At 59.7% G+C, this 19,817-nt stretch carries 20 protein-coding genes and 1 tRNA gene; 8 read left to right on the top strand and 13 right to left on the bottom strand.

What is annotated here, in order from left to right; all coding sequences use genetic code 11:
• Nucleotides 1-98: 98 nt before the first annotated feature.
• Together P2081_RS01745 and P2081_RS01740 are read right to left on the bottom strand one after the other, a co-directional pair.
• Nucleotides 99-1,391, bottom strand: coding sequence for an O-acetylhomoserine aminocarboxypropyltransferase/cysteine synthase family protein (locus tag P2081_RS01745; RefSeq protein ID WP_278921145.1), 1,293 nt, complete (start codon nt 1,389-1,391; stop codon nt 99-101).
• Nucleotides 1,392-1,585: 194 nt separating this feature from the next.
• Nucleotides 1,586-2,575, bottom strand: coding sequence for a GT-B fold glycosyltransferase domain-containing protein (locus P2081_RS01740; RefSeq protein ID WP_278921144.1), 990 nt, complete (start codon nt 2,573-2,575; stop codon nt 1,586-1,588).
• Nucleotides 2,576-2,733: 158 nt separating this feature from the next.
• On the opposite strand from P2081_RS01740, the gene P2081_RS01735 reads away from it, so the two are divergent.
• Entirely contained in the window at nt 2,734-3,159 is a 426-nt protein-coding gene (locus P2081_RS01735) for a hypothetical protein (RefSeq protein ID WP_278921143.1), read from the top strand.
• Between the two features lie 18 nt (nt 3,160-3,177).
• Here P2081_RS01735 and P2081_RS01730 read toward each other — a convergent pair whose 3' ends face one another.
• Entirely contained in the window at nt 3,178-4,053 is an 876-nt protein-coding gene (locus P2081_RS01730) for a hypothetical protein (RefSeq protein WP_278921142.1), read from the bottom strand.
• Between the two features lie 280 nt (nt 4,054-4,333).
• Here P2081_RS01730 and P2081_RS01725 point away from each other — a divergent pair.
• A tRNA-Thr gene (locus tag P2081_RS01725) sits at nt 4,334-4,409 on the top strand.
• Nucleotides 4,410-4,490: 81 nt separating this feature from the next.
• Entirely contained in the window at nt 4,491-5,147 is a 657-nt protein-coding gene (locus P2081_RS01720; protein ID WP_278921141.1) for a DUF6538 domain-containing protein, read from the top strand.
• Nucleotides 5,148-5,276: 129 nt separating this feature from the next.
• On the opposite strand, the gene P2081_RS01715 is transcribed toward P2081_RS01720, so the two are convergent.
• The 9 genes from P2081_RS01715 to P2081_RS01675 all read right to left on the bottom strand — a co-directional run bounded on the left by P2081_RS01715 (nt 5,277) and on the right by P2081_RS01675 (nt 13,129).
• Nucleotides 5,277-5,828: a fasciclin domain-containing protein gene (locus P2081_RS01715; protein ID WP_278921140.1), complete on the bottom strand. Its 552-nt coding sequence runs from the start codon at nt 5,826-5,828 to the stop codon at nt 5,277-5,279.
• Nucleotides 5,829-5,949: 121 nt separating this feature from the next.
• On the bottom strand, nt 5,950-6,648 hold the full coding sequence (locus P2081_RS01710; protein ID WP_278921139.1) for an anti-sigma factor: 699 nt from the start codon (nt 6,646-6,648) through the stop codon (nt 5,950-5,952).
• Nucleotides 6,633-7,148, bottom strand: a complete 516-nt coding sequence (locus P2081_RS01705; protein ID WP_278921448.1) for a sigma-70 family RNA polymerase sigma factor — start codon at nt 7,146-7,148, stop codon at nt 6,633-6,635. Before P2081_RS01705 ends, P2081_RS01710 begins: the two co-directional genes overlap by 16 nt.
• Before the next feature lie 291 nt (nt 7,149-7,439).
• Nucleotides 7,440-7,907 carry a preQ(1) synthase gene (queF, locus tag P2081_RS01700; protein WP_278921138.1) on the bottom strand — a complete coding sequence of 156 codons (468 nt, stop codon included), beginning with the start codon at nt 7,905-7,907 and terminating at the stop codon, nt 7,440-7,442.
• A gap of 12 nt (nt 7,908-7,919) precedes the next feature.
• The gene (gene queE, locus P2081_RS01695; protein WP_278921137.1) at nt 7,920-8,639 is read right to left on the bottom strand and encodes a 7-carboxy-7-deazaguanine synthase QueE; all 720 of its coding nucleotides are present in this window, start codon (nt 8,637-8,639) and stop codon (nt 7,920-7,922) included.
• Nucleotides 8,636-8,992, bottom strand: coding sequence for a 6-pyruvoyl trahydropterin synthase family protein (locus P2081_RS01690; protein WP_278921136.1), 357 nt, complete (start codon nt 8,990-8,992; stop codon nt 8,636-8,638). The genes queE and P2081_RS01690 overlap by 4 nt, the downstream gene beginning before the upstream one ends.
• Entirely contained in the window at nt 8,992-9,684 is a 693-nt protein-coding gene (queC, locus tag P2081_RS01685) for a 7-cyano-7-deazaguanine synthase QueC (protein WP_278921135.1), read from the bottom strand. Before queC ends, P2081_RS01690 begins: the two co-directional genes overlap by 1 nt.
• Before the next feature lie 216 nt (nt 9,685-9,900).
• Nucleotides 9,901-12,399: an ATP-binding protein gene (locus P2081_RS01680; RefSeq protein ID WP_278921134.1), complete on the bottom strand. Its 2,499-nt coding sequence runs from the start codon at nt 12,397-12,399 to the stop codon at nt 9,901-9,903.
• 7 nt (nt 12,400-12,406) lie between these two features.
• Entirely contained in the window at nt 12,407-13,129 is a 723-nt protein-coding gene (locus P2081_RS01675; protein WP_278921133.1) for a response regulator, read from the bottom strand.
• Between the two features lie 278 nt (nt 13,130-13,407).
• Here P2081_RS01675 and phnD point away from each other — a divergent pair, with 278 nt between their 5' ends.
• The 5 genes from phnD (at nt 13,408) to P2081_RS01650 (ending at nt 17,986) form a co-directional block, all read left to right on the top strand.
• Nucleotides 13,408-14,391 (top strand): phosphate/phosphite/phosphonate ABC transporter substrate-binding protein, encoded by a 984-nt coding sequence (gene phnD / locus P2081_RS01670; protein ID WP_278921132.1) that lies wholly within the window; start codon nt 13,408-13,410, stop codon nt 14,389-14,391.
• A 156-nt stretch (nt 14,392-14,547) separates the two neighbouring features.
• Complete coding sequence (phnC, locus tag P2081_RS01665) at nt 14,548-15,333, top strand: phosphonate ABC transporter ATP-binding protein (protein WP_278921131.1); 786 nt, start codon at nt 14,548-14,550, stop codon at nt 15,331-15,333.
• Nucleotides 15,330-16,124: a phosphonate ABC transporter, permease protein PhnE gene (phnE, locus tag P2081_RS01660; protein WP_278921130.1), complete on the top strand. Its 795-nt coding sequence runs from the start codon at nt 15,330-15,332 to the stop codon at nt 16,122-16,124. The genes phnC and phnE (P2081_RS01660) overlap by 4 nt, the downstream gene beginning before the upstream one ends.
• The gene (phnE, locus tag P2081_RS01655) at nt 16,121-16,933 is read left to right on the top strand and encodes a phosphonate ABC transporter, permease protein PhnE (protein ID WP_417699826.1); all 813 of its coding nucleotides are present in this window, start codon (nt 16,121-16,123) and stop codon (nt 16,931-16,933) included. The genes phnE (P2081_RS01660) and phnE (P2081_RS01655) overlap by 4 nt, the downstream gene beginning before the upstream one ends.
• Before the next feature lie 150 nt (nt 16,934-17,083).
• Nucleotides 17,084-17,986, top strand: a complete 903-nt coding sequence (locus P2081_RS01650; protein ID WP_278921446.1) for an HAD-IIA family hydrolase — start codon at nt 17,084-17,086, stop codon at nt 17,984-17,986.
• Between the two features lie 29 nt (nt 17,987-18,015).
• Here P2081_RS01650 and P2081_RS01645 read toward each other — a convergent pair whose 3' ends face one another.
• Complete coding sequence (locus P2081_RS01645; protein WP_278921129.1) at nt 18,016-19,794, bottom strand: carboxyl transferase domain-containing protein; 1,779 nt, start codon at nt 19,792-19,794, stop codon at nt 18,016-18,018.
• Nucleotides 19,795-19,817: the final 23 nt, after the last annotated feature.

The following is a 19,817-nucleotide window of genomic DNA, read 5'->3' as shown; positions in this document are numbered from 1 at the left end:
AAAACATGCGAAATAGAATGACCGCGACAAGCTCTCGTGATCAAAAGGCCGGGCAATTGCCCGGCCTTTTTCTTGTCAGTGATGGCTGTTGTGCAGTGTCAGCCGCAGGCTTTGGTCAGGGCCTGGTCCAGATCGCGGATCAGATCGGCGGAATCTTCCAGGCCGATGGAAATCCGCACCACATTGGCCCCCGCGCCAGCGGCCTCTTGCTGTTCCGGTGAAAGCTGGCGGTGAGTGGTCGAGGCAGAGTGGATGATCAGCGACCGGGTGTCGCCAAGGTTGGCCACATGGCTGAAGATCTCCAGTGAATCGACCAGTTTGATGCAGGCGTCATAGCCGCCCTTCACTGCAAAGGTGAACAGCCCGCTGGTGCCCTTAGGGAAGCATTTCTGCGCCCGTTCATAGTAGGGAGAGCTTTCCAGCCCAGCGTAGGTCACATAGTCGACCCGGTCGTCCTGCTCCAGCCAGCTGGCAACGGTTATGGCGTTTTCGCAGTGGCGCTGCATCCGCAGCGACAGGGTTTCAACGCCCATCAGTGTATAATGTGCTGCCTGTGGGTTCATCGTCATTCCGAGGTCCCGCAGCCCGATGGCGATGCCATGGAAGGTAAAGGCCAATCCGCCAAAGGTCTCATGGAATTTCAGTCCGTGGTAGGCGGGCTCTGGCGCGGAAAGCGAGGGAAATTTGTCGCTGGCGGACCAGTCGAATTTTCCGCTGTCGATCACTGCGCCACCGGTCACTGTGCCATTGCCGGTCAGATATTTGGTGGTTGAATGCACCACCAAGGTCGCGCCCTGGGCAATGGGGTTGCACAGGTAGGGTGTGGCGGTGGTGTTGTCGACAATCAGCGGCACACCTGCGGCATCAGCCACATCGGCAATGGCGCGTACATCGGTGACATAGCCGCCGGGGTTGGCGATTGATTCGCAGAATACCGCGCGGGTGTTTTCATCAATTGCCGCCGCAACCGCGGCTAGATCATCGGTATCAACAAATTTGGCCGACCAGCCAAAGCGTTTGATTGTTTGGCTGAACTGGGTAACCGTGCCGCCATAAAGACGGGTCGAGGCAATGACATTGCAGCCTGGGGCCATCAACGGGAATAGCGCCATGATCTGCGCTGCGTGACCAGAAGAGCAGCATACCGCCCCAACGCCGCCCTCAAGCGTCGCCAGGCGTTCTTGCAACACCGCAACCGTGGGGTTGGTCAGACGGGAATAGATGAAGCCGACTTCCTGCAGATTGAACAGGGCAGCGGCATGATCGGCATCGCGAAAGACATAGCCGGTTGTCTGGTAGATTGGTGTCTGCCGGGCCCCGGTTGCCGGGTCGGGCTTGGCGCCTGCATGGATCTGCAAGGTATCAAAGCCATAGGCTGGTGCATCGCTCATTCTGGTCTCTCCCTGATCAATACTGTTGGCGAATGTCTAGGACAGCTTGCCGCGTAGTACAACGCAGGCGTTGCAGTTTGGAACGCTTCGGCGTCTTTTGCTGCCACAGGAAGAATATTGTTCCAGGACCCTGCCTGGGTGCCCGATGGCTGCTGTAAAACCCGCATGGCGCGGCTGCTGCGGGGCAGCCGACCTTAGCGCAGCCAGTGCCCTGCAGATTTGATCTTGTTGCGGATGGCCTGTTCGCGCCGGGGCAGGTTGTCCTGATCAAACAGGGCCCGCACCCTTGCGCCTCGGTTTTGATAGACCAGCCGCTTGATCGGCTCATAGGTTTTCAGCACTTTTTTCAACCAGTTTGGCGCTGCGATCTCTTCGAGCAGCGCAATGACCGCATCGCTTTCACGGGCATAGAGCAGCGGGAAAAGGCGGTAGTGGCAGCTGGTGTCCCCATCAAGATAACCCGCAGGCAGCGTGTCGCGCCCACCACCAAAGGAGTGGATCACCAGTGGCAGAGCCACCTGATCCAGCCAGGGATCCAGCGACTGGCCAACCAGTTCGATGGGCGGATCAGTCAGGATAGACTGCGCGTAGCTGGCAAACCTTGCGCCAAAGGCCTGGGGGCAGGCACCATAAAAGAACCCGGCATTGAAATAGAGATAGCGTTTCCAATATTCATCAGGTTGGCTGTGATCCAGCGTTGGTTCGATATCAAGATCAAAACGCCGATACAGGGCGCGCCAGATCGCATCATAGCCAGGCCCGTAAAGGGTTGGCTTGGGCCAGGTGCCTTCGCGCCGCAAAGACGCCGATGGGCGGCAAAAATCGAACGGCACTGCCTGCAGGTCGCCGGTGATCAGGGTGTCGCTGTCAAAGAAGACAAAGGGCTCTCCCTCGGGCATGGCCTGCAGGGCCTCGATCTTGTTGCCATAGGGGTAACTTTCGCCAAAGAGCTTGCTCTCAAACGGGAGCAATTCAACATCCAGACGGGTCAGCGCCGCCAGCACCGCCGCATTGCGCAGGCTGGGGTCTTTCTGCCAGAGCGGGCCGGGCTGCGGCACGGCGACAAACAGGCGTCCCGAAAAATCAGGGCAGCTGTGGCGCAGAGAGGCGGCAAAAAGCAGTGCCTCATATTGCAAACGGCCGGACTGGCCGATGATCATGACGTTGAAAGATTGCTGCGCCATCGCTGTTCCTGTCTGCTGCATGCTGTGCGCGGTTGGGGAGTGGGGGTCTTTTGCTCTATAGTGCAACTTGGACCTGGCCAAAACCCACTCTGCGAAGGGGGGCGTCTCATGGTGCCGGTCCGCGACTTGTTTGTATCAGTTTCAGCGAGGGATTGAGAATGTTGAGAGGTTTATTTGCGGCACCTATCTGCCTGGTCCTGGGCATGGTGCCAGCCCTGGCGCAGGCAGCGCCCTTTACCACTGCCGCCGAAGTAAAACCGATACTGGCGGCAACCAAGGCAAACTGGATCTCTGTACGGGAATTTCAGGGGCAGGATCTGCTCTATGTGACGCATCTGTGGTCCTGGCGCTGTGGGCTGTCGGGGATCCGCATCAGCATCAATGGCGCGGCGCCTGAAAACTGGCCCTTGCCGCCATGCCACGAAGACCAGCCCGCACCCAATGCGATCCTGGAAGAAGACGGGATGCCCTATAAAAGCTATCCTTTACAATCGATCGAGCAGGTTTCTATTGATCTGTTTTACGATGACCAAACGGTAGAGAGCCTGACCGTTGACCGCGCAGGCCAGCCCATCGCGCGCTAGGGCCGCCAGGCTGGGCCATCAGGGCGTGAGCAGAGTAACACCGGGAATGCCGCGAACTCTCTCCATGTCCGCTTCATATAGCGCAGTCACCTCCTCAACCAGGGTTTCGCTCCAGCCGGGCAGATCGATTTCCTCTACCAGCGCGTCTTCATCGACGTATTTGTCCAGAAAGGCAGCAAAGACGCGATGGCGCTGGGGCTGGGACAGGTCCGGATGCTGCGCCAGATATTGACGCAGGCGTCGCATGCCTTCGCGGTCCATGATCGCCGCGAGCAGATCCATGCCACCATTCAGGCGTTCATCCGCAGGTATTGCGGACATGTCGCGGATGATTTCGGCCCAGATAAGCGGCATGTCCTCAAAGCACCAGGTGGTGATCTTTACCTCGGGCACCGCCTGGCGCAGCCGATACAGCAGATCAGACCAGCGCAGGCCATAGGGATCTAGCGCCTGCAGCACCTGCGTCTTGCGATCCGGGTGGGCGTTTTCCAGTAGAACAGGCAGCAGTGTGGCGGGGTTGCGCAACCCGATGAACAGTTCAATCTGATCCTGTGCAAACAGCTGCTGCAGTGAGCGCAGGCGCTCCTCGGCCTCGGGGTAAAAGCGACTGCCGTCAATGGATTGCCGTTGCGAACCAAAGAAATGGGCATTCGACAGCAGGACACGCCTGGCCTCTTCCTCCTCCAGAATAGCGTCCCACAAAACATCGCGTGATCCTGGCGCTGCAGTGCCATCCTGCAGCGCGGCGATACAGTCCTTAAGCAGATAGCGATATTTCCCCGGCGCCGGCACAGCCGTCCCATGGGCGCGAAACCGTTCCTGGTTGCGCTGCAATGTCTTGACCAGGCGATCCTCTTCGGTGCCATGTGCTCCGCAGTGAAAAATGACCTGCATGTGGGGTCTCCGGGCGTCTTGGATGCGTCAGGCTTACTCTGCTAACCGACCTGGGTCAAACCAGCTGGATCGGGGCACCGGGTCCACCTTGGAATATTGCGCGCGCGGCACACCCTTTGCAGGCGCGCTCACTCCCGATATGGGGCCAAGCAGCAGCCGCAGAAATTCCGCGCATTTTCTTCCTCGGGGGTCTTGCAAACAGTTTCTGTTGGTGTAGAAGGACGCTGCAACCGCGAAGCACCGATCTGATCCGGTCTAAACGCGGTCCTGCAGTAAGAGTGCCCCTATAGCTCAGCTGGTAGAGCAACTGATTTGTAATCAGTAGGTCCGCGGTTCGAGTCCGTGTGGGGGCACCATTTATCATTGAAATCGCAGTACTTTCATGGTGTTAGTGGCTATACCGCTACACAAACGCTACACATTCTGTGGTGGCGCACATGAGGATTGCCTTGGATCTACCGCATCTCAAACCCGCTACAGCAACAGCAAATGCCAAATATCGTAGGCGTGTCCCTGAAGATCTCCGAGGCGTTTTTGGGAAAAATGCTGTGGAGTGGTCTCTTGGTACAAAGGATCCCGCCGAAATCTATGAGGCATGGAAGATTGCTCACGCCAAGTATGAAGCAATGGCTGGTAGACGCTCAAAGGTTTCCACCGAACAAATTAGATGGGAGATCGCTCAGAAAGCGGCAATTGAACATGGCCTTGCAACCCCCCGAGACAAACGCATTGGGCCTGTTGATTTAGAGCTTGAGCAAGGAAAATATCAGGACTTCACCGATGCAGTCCGCAAGGAAGCCGAGAAACTGTCATCTCAGCAATTGGGAGCAAAGTTCGCTAACAATCCAGCTCCCTCAAGTTTTGACGTGCTCTTGGAGGCGCAGCTCAAAGGCATAGAGCGCCCTCCAGTGACCCTAAGAGACGCTGCTGACAGCTATCTGAAGGACCGAGAGGCCCGAGCAACCTACCGGGATATTTCAAAGCAGGTTGGTCTTGTTCTGAATGGGATTGAAGAGGCTATAGGCTTGGAGAACCCTTCCCTTGAAGCGCTGTCCTTTGACCACGCCTATGCTTACCGGGTCAGTTCTCAGTGACAATCAACAGCGTTCCGGCAAAGGCAATGAACCCGGTCAGAAACTTACGGCGTTTCATTTGGAAGTCTCCTCTACAAGTGGACGTGCCCCCTCCGCCAACGCGGAGGGGGAGGGGACGATTGCGCAGAATTACTTGGGAACAAGCACGCTATTGACGACGTGGATCACGCCATTGGATTGATCGACATCCGCAACAATGACCTTGCTGGCATTGCCGTTTTCATCGATGAGGTAGACATTGCTGCCCTTCACCTGTGCCGAAAGCGCGTCACCGGATACGGCGTTGAAGTGATAGAACCCATCGCTGCTGGCGCGCGCTGCTGAAACGATATCGGCGGCAGACCAGTCACCGGCCACAACATGCGCCGTCAGGACCTTTTGCAGCATTCCCTTGTTTTCGGGCTTCAGCAGTGTTTCGACCGTGCCCGCAGGCAGCGCCGCGAATGCATCGTCAACCGGGGCGAATACCGTGAAGGGGCCTGCGCCCTGCAAGGTGTCCACCAGATCGGCGGCTTTCACAGCGGCGACAAGCGTCTTGTGGATGGGGGAGTTCACGGCATTTTCGATGATGTTGCGGTTTTCAAGCATCGGCGCGCCGCCAACGGTTGGGTTGTCAGCAAATGCAGCGGTGCCAAGCGCCAGAGCAGCAGTGGAAGAGGCAATGAATGTCTTGATCGTCATGGGTAGTCTCCTTCGTTGCGTTGGCCCTTTGTGGGCCGGCGATGAAGGAGACACGGGACGTTCCGAGAGAAAGTTTCAAAGTTTTTTGAGTTTTTTCGAAACTCTGTTTTGGGGCAGATTTTTAGGCGTCTGCCACAGGTCCAACGGCAAGCACCGCACCTGTCGGTGCACCCGTTGGCGAGCCGCCGGCTGGTTCGTCACTGATGGCCAGTACTGCCTTGGCCATTTGCGTCGCCAGGGCGCTTGGCAGCTCGATACGTACCTCGGGATCTTCGGGCAGAACACCCAGTGACACGGGCGCATCCGCGCCGTCCGCAATCAGCCACAGTTCCAGCACGCGTCCCGGCAGGGCGTTCCCGGTTTGGCGCGAGATCTGAAGTGTATTCGTTTCGGCAATGAAATGCGCTGTAACAATAAGCGAGCCGTCTTCAGCAGCAATACTTGCCGTGTATGTCGGGTCTAGGCCGATATCAGGGATAAGGTTGGGTGCCAACAGAATGGCGCCGATACCAATGCCGGCAGCAACGACACCGCCCACCAGCCATCCCCACCAGGGGCTGCGGCGCGCCGTGTTGTCCGGGAAGAGCGAGCTGTGCAGCCGGGCTTTTACAGCGGCTGGTGGCGTGACAGGAGCAATATCATGCGTCATGAGGGAAAACTGTTCGTCCCAATCGCGCACCAGATCGCGCAGGGCCGGCTCAACAGCCATACGCTGCTCGAACGCTGCGCGCTCGGCATCATCAAGAAGATGCAGCACATACTCGCCCGCAAGGGCGGTATCGTCGCTATGGTCTTCTTCCGGGCTCATCGGCTCAGGCATTCCCTTAGTTTCAGAAGGCTGCGTCGCAGCCATGTACGCATTGTATTAAGCGGCACCTCGTATCGTGCCGCCAGGTCCTGGTAGCTGTCACCGTCCAGATAAGCGCGACGCACAGCCTCTGATTTGTCCGCCTCTAGCTCTTGCAGGCATTGATTCAACTGCCTGCGCTCGGATGCGGCGACAGCCTCTGCCTCGGGCGTCGGCGCCCCGTCAGAGAGATCGTGGACATCATCGATATCCACATGGCCGTCCCGCCGGGTGCGTAGCTTGTCGATTGCCGTATTCCGCGCCAATGTAATCAGCCAGGTCATCGGGCTATATCCGTTCGCACTATAAAGCCGGGCCTTCTGCCAGACTTTCACAAATACGTTCTGGAGCGCGTCTTCGGCTTCGGCCCTATTATTCAATACACGTAGGCACACGCCAAAAAGTTTCGCAGAGGTTGCATCATAAAGCGCAGAAAATGCAGCACGGTCACCAAGACCCACCTGCAAGATCATGCTCTCAATGTCGCTCTTCTCGTCCACTTGGTGTTCAAACCTCAACTGATTTCAGGGGAACAATGCTCTGCTGAACTCCGAAAGACCAGTGGCAAAAGAATACCTAGGTCAGTGCAACGCGATGGGCAAGAAACTGTTGCCATACCGCATGTGGCAATATCGGTCTTTTTGACCTGGACTGAAAGCAGAGGATGCGCAGATGCCCGCCGCCTGCGTTGCAGCAAGCGGCGTGGCCTTTTCCATTGTCCCAGTCGGTGCGTCAGTTGTGCGATATGGCTGCTTTGGTTGAAATCATCCGCGTCCACGATAGGTTGGGACGCCCTGATCCGGGATCCAGACAGTCGCAGGCTGCGCGCCCGTCTGGTAGAAAATATCAATGGGAATGCCACCACGCGGATACCAGTAGCCTCCGACTCGCAGCCACTTGGGGCTCAGCAAGTCCACGAGCCGCTTGCCAATGGTGACGGTGCAGTCTTCGTGAAAGGCGCCATGATTGCGGAAGGCTCCAAGGAAGAGCTTCAGCGATTTGCTTTCCACTAGCCAGTCACCGGGCACGTAGTCCAGCACGATATGGGCAAAATCCGGTTGCCCGGTCATTGGGCAGAGGGAGGTAAATTCAGGCGCAGTGAAACGCACCGCGTAGTCGGTTCCCGCCTGCGGGTTGGGAACGCGTTCCAGCACCGCCTCTTCTGGCGAATTGGGCAGCTCGGTTTTACCACCAAGCTGGGTCAGATTTGCATAGATGTCTTCGTTAGCCATTGTTCTAGTCCTTCAGACGCCGCGTTTGTTGCCCCAGACGAGCACGTGCAGCTGTGGCAGGATGGTGGGGGTATACCAGCGATCCCCCAGAGTTTTGTCGATCAACCACTCGTAGCGGTCCATGATGCCGTCCATGTCGATTTCGGCATCTTCTGCCTCGGGGGGCGGAGGGGTATGATTGCCCGGCTGCAGATAGAGCGGCAGGCGGGGGTACTTTGCGGCGACGCCGCGTGCCCAGGCATAATCTGTTTCGTCAAAGATCACGATTTTCATCACGGTTTGCCGATGTTGCGCAGCTGCGATGCAGGCGTCGAACCTGGCCCAGTCGACCGTCTCACCCGAAGAGGGCGGCTTGGGGCTTAGGATCAATGTGGACAGCGCGCTGAACCAATCCTGTGCAATGGATCCCTGGGTTTCCATGACAAAGCTGTATCCCTTGGCCCGCCCCAGTTCGATCAGCGGAGCAAAGTCCTGAATTGCCGGGTTGCCACCGGACAGAGAAACGGCCAGCGGCACCCCGCCGGACAGGCGCTCTACTGCCGCAAAAACCTCTGATGGGGTCATGGCTGTCCAGTCATGGCGGAACCTGCTGTCCACCGCGTGCAGGCTGTCGCACCAGGTACAGCGATAGTCACATCCGCCGGCCCGCACAAAGACGGTCGGAACCCCGATGACGGCGCCTTCCCCCTGTATGGTGGGGCCAAATATTTCTGCGATACGTAGGGGCTTCATGGGCGGTACTCGGCCCAGGTTTTGGGGGTCTCGCTGATCCGCACGGCGCTGGTTTGGGGCCAGCGTGCCCGGCAGAAATCGAAGATCGCCTTGGCCAGATATTCCGAGGTGACCATGTCGTGATCAAAGACCTCGTTCAGATGGCGGTGATCCAGTGCATCGTCGATCCAGGTCTTCAGCGGTTTCAGCTCGCGGTAGTCCAGAACAAAGCCATGCGCATCCAGCTCTGGTGCTGCCAATTCCACCTCGGCAATATAGTTGTGCCCATGCAGGCGGGCGCAGGGGTGGTCCTGATGCAGGGCACAAAGCTGGTGGCTGGCGGAAAAGTGGAACTCTTTGGTGATCCGATACATCAAGCGGCACCCACCACGGATTTCCAGTAGTCCGGGTCGCTGTAGCTGGTGGGATCCGTGATCCCGGCGATATGGAAGGCTTCGCGCCGCTCGACACAGGTGCCGCAACGCCCACAGTGATCGCTGCCGCCCTTGTAGCAGGACCAGGTTTCAGCAAAGGGCGTGCCGTGCCGGGCGCCTTCGGTGACGATGGCCGACTTGGGGACATGCACAAACGGCGTATAAAGTTTGACATCGGCATAGCCATCCAGCGCCTTGGCCTGCATCGCCTCAAAGGCCTCGGTGAAATCCGGGCGGCAATCGGGGTAGATGAAGTGATCGCCCCCGTGGACGGCGGTGGCCACCGCATCGGCCTGTTTGGCCGCCGCGACGCCAAAGGCAATGGCCAGCATGATGGCATTGCGGTTTGGCACCACGGTGGCCTTCATGGTTTCTTCGGCATAGTGTCCGTCGGGAACATCCACATCGTCGGTCAGGGCCGAGCCAGACAGATGGGCGCCGATATGGCGCATGTCGATCAAGTCAAAGGGGGCATCCAGACGTTTGGCGCAGAGCGCGGCAAAGTCGGTTTCCTTGCTGTGGCGCTGGCCATAATCAAAGGAAATCAGGCCTGCCAATTCGTGCTCTGCCGCAACCTTATGCGCCAAAGACACCGAATCGAGACCGCCTGAGCAGATAACGATTGTCTTCATTTTTCAGATCCATGTTTTGTTTGCCGGGTTGGCTACGACCGGCGCTCACACTGTGTGAACGCAGCCGTTCTAGCAGATATGGCTGGCGGGGAAAACCAACTTTCTCTGGGGGGATCGAATGCAGCCCGCCAGAAAGATAAGGGCATCGAGCGCGGCAATGGGGGCTCTTTGCTGCTGATCTAGCGGGTGTTGTGACTTGGAAACAGCCGCCTGACCCTAGCGCGCAGCAACAAGATCACGCATCCGGGTGTCGCTTACAGGTTTGGTCAGCCGCGTCAGGTGCGGCGCATTCGCCAGGGCCTTGGGGGTGCGGCTGGTTTCGCGGGTGGACATCAGCGCCAGCTGGCAGTCGGGAAACAGCTGATGGCCAAGCTGCAAAACCTCCCATCCCGAGGCACCGCTGTCGAGGTTGAGATCACTGATAATCAGATCCAGCTGATCCTGTTGGCGCAGCTGGGCGGTGCCCTCGGCAAAAGAGGCCGCGCGGAGCACCTGATAGCCGAGACGCTCTAGGGTGGTGGCGGTCGAGGCGAGATAGGCCTGATCGTCATCCACCACTAGGGCGCTGCGCTGTGTTGGCAGCGGATCTGCGCGCGGGGTTTCGTCGGTCAGGGGCGGAAAGCACAGGGTGACGGTGGTGCCCTGTTCGGGCGGGGCGGTGCGCGATGTCAGGGTCAGCTCACCGCCTGATTGATGCACAAAACCATCCACCATGGACAGCCCAAGCCCGGTGCCATTGCCGCCATCGCGATGGGTGAAAAACGGCTCTGTTGCGCGCCGCAGCACCTCTGGTGGCATGCCAGAACCGCTGTCGCGCATGGTGAGCCGCGCACCGCCGTCGGTGTTTTCATCCACTCGCAGGCTGATGGTTCCAGCCCCGCTGATCGCCTGGCCGGCATTGACGCAAAGGTTGAGCACCGCGCTTTCCAGCTGGCCCGGATCAATGCGGGCCAGAACCGGGCTGTTGCTAAGCTCTAGCTGGATGGTCACGGTGCTGGGCAGGGCGATTTCCAACAGATCAACCATGCCGTCGATCAGCAGGCCGATATCTGTCACCTGAGGTTCCAGATGCTGCTTGCGGGCAAAGGCCAGCAACCGTTCCGTCAGGGACACGCCCAGATCCACAGCTGATCGGATGCGGGTGCGGAAATGGCGCGCCTGTTGCGAATCCGCCCCCTCCAGCAGGTGTAGGTTACCAGAAATGCTGGATAGGATATTGCCAAAATCATGGGCGATTTCACCCGAAACCTTGCCCAGAGTTTCGATCCGGCGAATTTCTTCCAGCCGTTCCTCGACCTTCTTGCGTTCGGTGGTTTCCGACAGCAACCAGACCACGCCACCATCGGGCAGGGGGGAATGGCGCATCTCCAGCACATTGCCGGTGGGATCGACATATTCCTCAAAGCCGCCGCGCTCTCCGGCGCTGGCCTGGCGCACAAAGGACGACTGCGCGATCAGATCCTGCATCCGGTCCTGCGCATCGGGGGCTGCCTGTGCCAGCCGCAGCAATTGGCGCAGATTGTCGTTTTCCGCCTCAATCCAGCCCGTCGCCGAGGCAATCGCCACCCCATCTGTGATATTACGAAACACCCTTGAAAACAGGGCGTTCTGGTGGCGGATCTGGTTGGTGCGCCGATCCAGCTTACGGGCGTTTTCACGAAAGACGCGAAAGGCTGCAAACAGCTGGCCGATTTCATCTTCCGAGCTGGGGCCACGCGGCAGGGCGGCACTGTGGTTGCCGGCAGCCAACCGGCGCATGGCATCGGCAATGCGGTGCAGGTTGCGCGCCACATAGCGCGAGACATAGAGCGACGAGGTCACCGCCACCAGCAGGCTCATCAGGGTGAGGGCCAGAAAGGTATTCTTGGCGATCCCGAGGTTATCGGAGGTCTCGGCGCGGGCCTGTGACAGGCGGGCCTCTGCCTGGGCGACCTTGCCTTCGGCAAAACGGGTGATCCGGCTGGTCTCTTGGCGGATGCGAAACAACGCGTTTTCGGCATCAAGCCGGGCGGCGATTTCGCGATGTTTTAGGGCAAACAGGCTGTCGTTGCGCTGGATAACATCCTGAATTTCATCAAAGGTTACCTGGTGTGGTGCTCTCAGGCGCGGCGCAATATAGCCGCGGTCCTTGGTGTAGCGGCGATTGAAATCGCCCAGTTCGATCAGGGCGCTTGCCCGCCCGGCGCCCAGGGCGCTGGTGGCCATCTGTTGCAGCCCGGCCCAGACCTCGCGTTCTGCCAGTGGACGGGTTGCATCGCGGGCCAGGCGGCGGATGCGCTGGTTCAGCCGCACCAGATCGCGATCAATCGCGGTGAGTGCTGCCTTCCGCGCGGTCTGTGGCACAAGTGCCGTGGTCAGATCGTCAATCGCCAGCCGCAGCCGCGCCAGGGGCAGGGCCAATTCCGGGTCATCCCGCGCATACTTTTCGATGTTTTCCAAGTTTTTCAACACGTTTTGGGCTTCTTGTTCCAGCTGAAAGGGCGGGAACAGCGCGTAGAGAAACGGGGCCGAGCTTGCCAGATCCGCCGAGATCCGCGATAGATCCAGCGCATCAGAGACCTCTGCCAGGGTGTCCTGATGCAGCACGTTCATCCAGAATTCCGTGCGGTTCAACACCCGGATGCCAATCAGGCTGACCAGCAGGATCAGGCCAAAAAGCACGGCAATCGCCGCAGAGAGGCGAAAGCGGACGCTAAGACGGGGGAAGGCGGGCATCATGGGATCAAACCGGCGAGAGCTGGAAGATATAGCCCTGGGCACGGCGGGTCTGCAGATGCACCGGCTTGGAAGGCACCGCCTCGATCTTGCGGCGCAGGCGCAGGATCAGCACATCAATGGTGCGGTCGACATAGCGCTGCATGTCAGAGCCCAGCTTTTCCAGCAATTCTGGCCGTGGGATGATGCGGTTGGGGTTCTGGGCAAAATATTCCAGCAGGCGGTATTCAGCATTGGTCAGGGGGATTTCTTCGCCCTGGCCATCCAGCAGGCGGCGCGATTGCACGTCCAGACGCATGGTGCCAAAGGCGATTTCCTGATCGGGGGCGGCGCTGGGCCTGGTGGTCCCATGGCCATAGCGGCGCAGCACGGCGCGGATGCGGGCAACCAGTTCGCGCGGGTTGAAAGGTTTTATCATATAGTCGTCGGCGCCGGTCTCCAGCCCGATGATCTTGTCGATCTCATCACCAACACCGGTCAGCATCACAATCGGGATCTCATAGCGTTCGCGGATATGGATCGCCAGGGTCAGGCCGCTTTCACCGCGCAGGCGCAGGTCAATCAGCGCCAGATCCACCTGCGGCGGATCACCAAGCGCCAGAAAGGCGGGGATATCCGGGCAGCAGACAGCATCAAAGCCGCTATCGCGCATCAAGGCAGACAGCGTGTCGCGTACATTGGCGTCGTCATCGACAATGGCAATCAGCGGCTCGGCTCTGTCTGCCTGCATTGCGCGTTTCCTTTGTTGTTGCCGGCGTTCCTGTGATGGTGCGCCGCCTCTGGTGCCGCAGTAAACGGGCGCTTTCACCTGAGTGCCGTAAATTCAGCTAAATATTAAGAGCATCCGGCAACGATTGTAATACTGTTAACATGAAACCGCCGTTTCGGCTGTTCCATTAACAGAAGACGCCTCGCCTCTGCTGTGGCCGCGCTTCTATCGTGAGGCGTCAGCGCTGAATCCCGCTTGCTTAGTCGCAGTGCGGGCCCGGCGTATTAAGGGAGGACACCATGACGAAATTTATCACCCGTGCCGCAACGGCGCTGGGCATCCTGTCAGTGAGCGCAATCGCTGCAGCAGCTGCCGAAAACTGTGAAACCCGCGGTGCGCTTGATGTGCTGTATTGCGATGCCAATGGCGATCTGGTTGCGGATACCCCCACCGATCCCGCCAAGCTGAGCAACCCGGACACCCTGGTCTTTGCCTACACTCCGGTTGAAGACCCTGCGGTTTACGCCGATATCTGGGCGCCGTTCATCACCCATCTGGAAGAGACCACCGGCAAGGACGTGCAGTTCTTTGCGGTGCAGTCCAACTCTGCCGAGGTTGAGGCCATGCGCTCTGGCCGTCTACATGTTGCAGGTTTCTCTACCGGGCCGACCCCCTTTGCCGTGAACCTTGCCGGCGCGGTTCCCTTTGCCATCATGGGCGCTGAAGACGGCCAGTTCGGCTATAAGCTGCAGGTCTTTACCCAGGCCGATAGCGACATCAAGACCGTCGCCGATCTGGCTGGCCGCCGTGTGGCGCATACCTCTCCCACCTCCAACTCGGGCAACCAGGCCCCACGTGCCCTGTTCCCCGATCTGGGTGTCGAACCCGACAAGGATTATGAAGTGGTCTATTCCGGCTCGCACGATCAGTCGATGCTGGGCGTGGTTGCTGGCGACTACGATGCGGCACCTGTTGCGTCGGAAGTCGTGGACCGCATGGCCGAGCGCGGTCTCTATGACACCGCAGATGTACGCAAGATCTGGGAAAGCGATCCCTTCCCAACGACCTCTTTCAACCTGGCGCATAACCTCGACCCCGCGCTGGCTGAAAAGATCAAGGAAGCCTTCTTCACCTTTGATTTTGCCGGCACCAAGCTGGGCGATGAGTTCGCAGGCGTCAGCAAGTTCATCCCGATCACCTACAAAGATCAGTGGGCTGTGATCCGTCAGATCCAGGGATCCAATGGTGTGGAATACACACCACAGGGTCTTGCCGGGAAGTAATTCCGCCCAAACCATCCACCCGGTCGGCCAAGACAGCGCCGACCGGGTGACACTGCCCCAGGCCTGTTTCGCCCCTTTGTCCGCTATTGCCACTTCAACTCTGCGCCGCTTGGATCCCCCTTGCGGGGGCGGCTGGCTCTTGTCCGAAAGACCATCATGCTAAAAATCTCCAAATTGACCAAACGCTATGGATCCGGCGATCCCGTTCTGAAAGAGCTGGACCTGACCGTAGAGGGCGACCAGCTGACCTCTGTCATTGGCTCTTCCGGGGCGGGCAAAAGCACGCTGTTGCGTTGTATCAACCGGCTGGTTGAACCGACCTCTGGATCCATTGATCTGAACGGCACCGAATTCACCACCTTGAACCGCCGGGATCTGCGCGCCGCACGCCGCCGTATTGGTATGGTGTTCCAGGGCTTTAACCTGATTGATCGCCTCACGGTCATGGAAAATGTCCAGTCCGGCCGACTGGGCTATATCTCGACTTGGGCGGCGCTGACCCGGCGCTATCCGCGCGACGACATCCGCCACGCCTATGAACTGATGGAGCGGGTCGGCATTGCCCATTACGCCAACAAGCGCGCGGATGAGCTGTCGGGCGGCGAACGTCAGCGGGTTGGCGTGGTGCGCGCTTTGATGCAACGGCCGGAAATTCTGCTGGCGGATGAACCCACGGCTTCGCTTGATCCCAAGACATCTGAACAGATCATGTCGCTGCTGCGCGATCTGGCCAGCGAGCTGAAGCTGCCGGTGATCATCAACATCCACAACGTGACCGAGGCCAAGGAATACAGCGACCGCATCGTCGGGATGCGCTATGGCCGGATCATCTTTGATGATCTGCCAGCAAAGCTGACCACGGCAGAAATGGACGAAATCTATGCCGGGGTTCCGGCGATGGATCGCGCCGCAGTTGGGGCCGCGGCTGGAGCAGAGGCATGAGCGGAGCAAAAGACACCTGGCGCAAGCCGCCCTTTATCGCCAATCCGCTACTGCGCTATGGCCTGTATGGCGCGGTACTGATCTACTTTGTCGCCACCATGGCGACGCTGCCGATCGACTGGGACCGGGTCGCCGATGGCATGACCCGCGCGCAGCGGATTTTCAACGGTGCCTTTCCGCCCAATTTTGAACGCTCTGGCCTGCTGATCGACGGCTTTCTTGAAAGCCTGAAAATCGCCATTCTTGCCACGGTGGGCGGCGTTGCGCTGTCGGTGCCGCTGGCCTTTATGGCGGCGGGCAATATTGCCATCAAACCGGTCTATTTTCTGGGCCGTGCCATCATCATCGTGGCGCGCAGTTTCCACCCGGTGATCGTGGCGATCATCTTTGTGAAGGCGGTTGGCTTTGGTCCCTTTGCCGGGGCGCTGACGCTGGTGGTCTATTCCATTGGTTTTGTTGCCAAACTTCTGGCCGAACGGATCGAAGAGATCGACTTTGGCCAGGTGGAGGCGATGCGCTCTGCCGGGGCAGGTTTCATTGCGACGCTGGTCTATGCGGTGCTGCCGCAGATCATGCCGCGCCTTGTTGGCCTGGGGATCTATCAGCTGGACAGCAACCTGCGGGCTTCGGCTGTTGTGGGCATTGTGGGCGCGGGCGGCATCGGTGCCACGCTGGCCAATGCCTTTGGGCGCTATGACTACGATTTTGCCCTGGCGATCACCATGGTCATCGTTGGTGTCATCCTCATCTCTGAAGCGGTGAGCGGATTTGTCAGGAAGCGGATTGCATGATGAGCACTCAACCTTTGCAAAACACACTGGATCACTGGTCCCGTTTCACCCTGCGCCAGCGCATGATGCGCTATGGCGGTCTGGCCTTGACCCTGCTGTTGGTTGGCTGGGCACTGGGCAGCATTGATGTCATCTGGGAATGGGTCTGGGATTCCCCCCGGCAGATGGGCGATTTGTTTGGCCGCATGATGCCGCCAGACCCCAGCAATCTGCCCTCGATCCTGGAAGCGATCTGGCAGACCGTGAATATCGCCACCCTTGCGACCATGATCGCGGTGGTTGTGTCACTGCCAGTGGCCTATATTTCCGCACAGAACACCACGCCCAACCGCGTCGCCCTGTGGATTGGCCGGTTTATCCTGGTGTCGTCCCGGTCGGTGAATACCATCATCTGGGCGCTGCTTTTCGTGGCGATCTTTGGACCCGGCATCGTCGCGGGGATCGTGGCGATCATGTTCCGCTCTATCGGGTTCCTGGGCAAACTGTTGGGCGAAGCCATCGAGGAAATCGACCACAAGCCGGTTGAAGCCCTGGAGGCCTGCGGCGCGTCGCGGTTCAAGATCGTGCTTTATGCCATTGTGCCCCAGGTGATGCCTGCCTTCTTTGCGGTGGCCATTCTGCGCTGGGACATCAACCTGCGTGAATCTACCGTTCTTGGCCTGGTCGGTGCAGGTGGCATCGGCATGATCCTGCAAGGGGCGATTGATACCTTCAACTGGCCCGAGGTCTCTATGGTGCTTTTGACCATCCTGGCACTGGTGGTCTTTGGCGAGGTCGTGTCGTCCTATCTGCGCAAGAAAATCCTGTGAACCGGGGCAATATGACATGATCCAGGCCCGGCAGCTGCATCTCATGCACTGCCGGGCCTTTTTATTTTGCTGGGCTTGTGCATCCGGGTGAACCGGGGCAAATGGAGCCGCCAGCCCCAAGACCCGCAGCGACAGAAAGACATGGACAAGATGACCAACACCAACTGGGCTTTTGACCGATATGAAAGCGTGCGGGCATTGCTGCCGCAGGCCAGCTTCCCAGCCCAGAGTCGGCAGGGGCAGGATTTAGGCGATACCATTGCCGATTATGATGCCTATGTGCTGGATGCTTTTGGCGTGCTGAATCGGGGCGAAACCGCGATTGATGGCGCAGTTGAACGCATGGCCCAGCTGCGCGCATTGGGTAAACGGCTGCTGGTTCTGACCAATGCGGCCAGTTACACCCGCGCAGAGGTTCTGGCCAAGTATCATCGGCTTGGGTTCGATTTCACCGCTGATGAGGTGGTGTCGAGCCGCGATGTGGCCTTTGCCGGGCTGCCGCAACTGCCTGCGGGGCAGGTCTGGGGCGCGGCCGCCGCACCAGAGGATGATTTCAGCGATGCCCCTGCGGGGGTGCAGATTGAACATCTGGCGGATGATCCTGATTTGTTGCACCGGGCAGGTGGCATTCTACTATTGTCGAACGCCGGTTGGGGCGCGGATAATACCGCGATGCTGATACAGGCGCTGCGCGACAACCCGCGGCCGCTGGTGGTGGCCAATCCTGATCTTGTGGCCCCGCGTGAGGATGGTCTGTCGCTTGAACCGGGCCTGTTTGCCCATGATGTGACCGAGGCCACCGGCGGGCGGGCTGATTTTTTCGGCAAACCTTTTGGCAATGCCTTTGACAGGGCTCTGGCGCGGTTGGGCGATCTGCCGCGTGGGCGGATCGCCATGGTGGGGGACACCCTGCATACCGATGTTCTGGGCGGGGCAGCTGCGGGGATCGGCACCATCCTGATCACCGACCACGGGCTGTTTCGCGGCCATGATGTTGCCCCCTATATTGCCAAGTCGGGCATTCGCCCGAACTGGATTGTCGCCACCACCTAACGGCTGGCCCAGTGGCGATGCAGCCCGGCTCACCAGGCATCGACATAGCGGGCTGCGGGGGTGCTGGGCCCGGCGCAGGCCAGGGCGCGGCTGATTTCGGCCCGGCTTTCGCCCGGGTCGATCACGGCGTCGAATTCCAACAGGCTGGCGGCGTTCAGCGCCGCGCCGTTTTCATAAAGCGCATCAACCAGACGCCGGTATTCCGCCTCGCGGGCTACCGGATCCTGGATAGCCTCTAGCTGGGCACGCTGGCCCAGCTTTACCGCGCCCTCTAGCCCCATGGCCCCCACTTCGCCACTGGGCCAGGCACAGCAATAATGCGGTCGGTCAAACCCGCCGCCTGCCATGGCCATTGCCCCCAGCCCATAGGCCTTGCGCAGAATCAAGGTGACCAGCGGTTGCGAGAAATGCGCCCCGGCCAGAAACAGGCGCGACACATGCGCCACCTGGCCGGTGGCCTCGATCTCTGGGCCGACCATGAAACCGGGGGTGTCGCAAAGCGTCACAACCGGCAGCCCCCAACTATCGCAGAGCTGCAGGAACCGCGCGCCTTTGTCGGCGGCAGGGGCGTCGATGGCACCGCCCAGATGCAGTGGGTTATTGGCCAGGATGCCAACCGCGCGGCCATTGATGCGGCCAAAACCGGTGATCATCCCGGTGCCAAATCCGCGACGCAGTTCCAGCAAGGTGCCCGGATCAAGAAGCGCGCCAAGCGCGTTGCGCATATCATAGGCGCGGGTCCGGTCCGCTGGTACCACTGATCGCAGGGCCGCAACCGGCGCATCTGCCACATGCGCTTTGGTCACGTTTGGCAGGGACAGCAGGGTCTTGGCCTGGGCGACGGCCTCGGCTTCATCGGCGGTCAGCAGATCGATTACGCCGTTTGCCGTCTGCACGTCGCAGGGGCCGATCTCTTGCGGTTTGAAAACGCCAAGGCCACCGCCTTCGATCATGGCAGGGCCGCCCATGCCGATCTGGCTGTTTCTGGTAGCGATCCGCAGATCGCAGACGCCAAATAGGGCGGCATTTCCGGCAAAGCACAGGCCCGAAGCGATGCCGATTTTTGGGCCGCGATGGGCGGCAAATTGGCGAAAGGAGGGCACGTTCAACCCGGCGACTACCAGCTGCGCCACATCATGGTCATTGGGCCGCCCGCCGCCGCCTTCGGCAAACAGAACGATGGGCAGATTGTCCCGCCCGGCCAGCGCGATCAGACGATCCATCTTGCGGTGGTGGTTGTAGCCCTGGGTGCCGGCCATGACCATGTAGTCAACCGCCATTGCAGCAACGGGGCGCCCCGCTACGGTACCGGTACCGCAAATGATGCCATCGCCTTGGGTCCGCGCCTGCAAATCATCCAGCGGGCGGGTGCTGCGCTGCGCTGCCACTGCCAGGGCACCATATTCGGTGAACGAACCGGGATCGAACAGATCGGTGATGTTTTCGCGTGCGGTGCGGCCACCGCTGGCATGCCGCCGGGCCACGGCCTTGGGGCGGCTGTCATCGCGCAGTAGGGAGATACGCGCCTCAAAGGCGGTGAAATCTGCGCGCGGGCTGTTGTCCGGGCTGGGCCGTGGCGCGGCGCTGACCTCGGCGGGGGCAAGGCTGATCAGAGGTTCCGCGCCGCGCAGTTCATCGCCTGCGCTGACATGCACCTGGGTCACCACGCCGCTGCAGGGCGCACAGATATCCTGCTGCATCTTCATCAATTCAGTGACGAGCAACACCGTGCCCGCCGCAACTTCATCCCCCACCGCTACGCGCAGCTCCGAGACGATTGCGGCATTTTCGGCTGTGATCGTTTTCACCTGATCCCTCCCCAGGGTTGTGG

It is taken from the genome of Pseudophaeobacter profundi (genome assembly GCF_029697505.1).
In the GTDB taxonomy this organism is placed as follows: domain Bacteria; phylum Pseudomonadota; class Alphaproteobacteria; order Rhodobacterales; family Rhodobacteraceae; genus Pseudophaeobacter; species Pseudophaeobacter profundi.
Note: the sequence above shows the minus strand (reverse complement) of the source record. Positions and strands in the feature narration are given on the sequence as shown.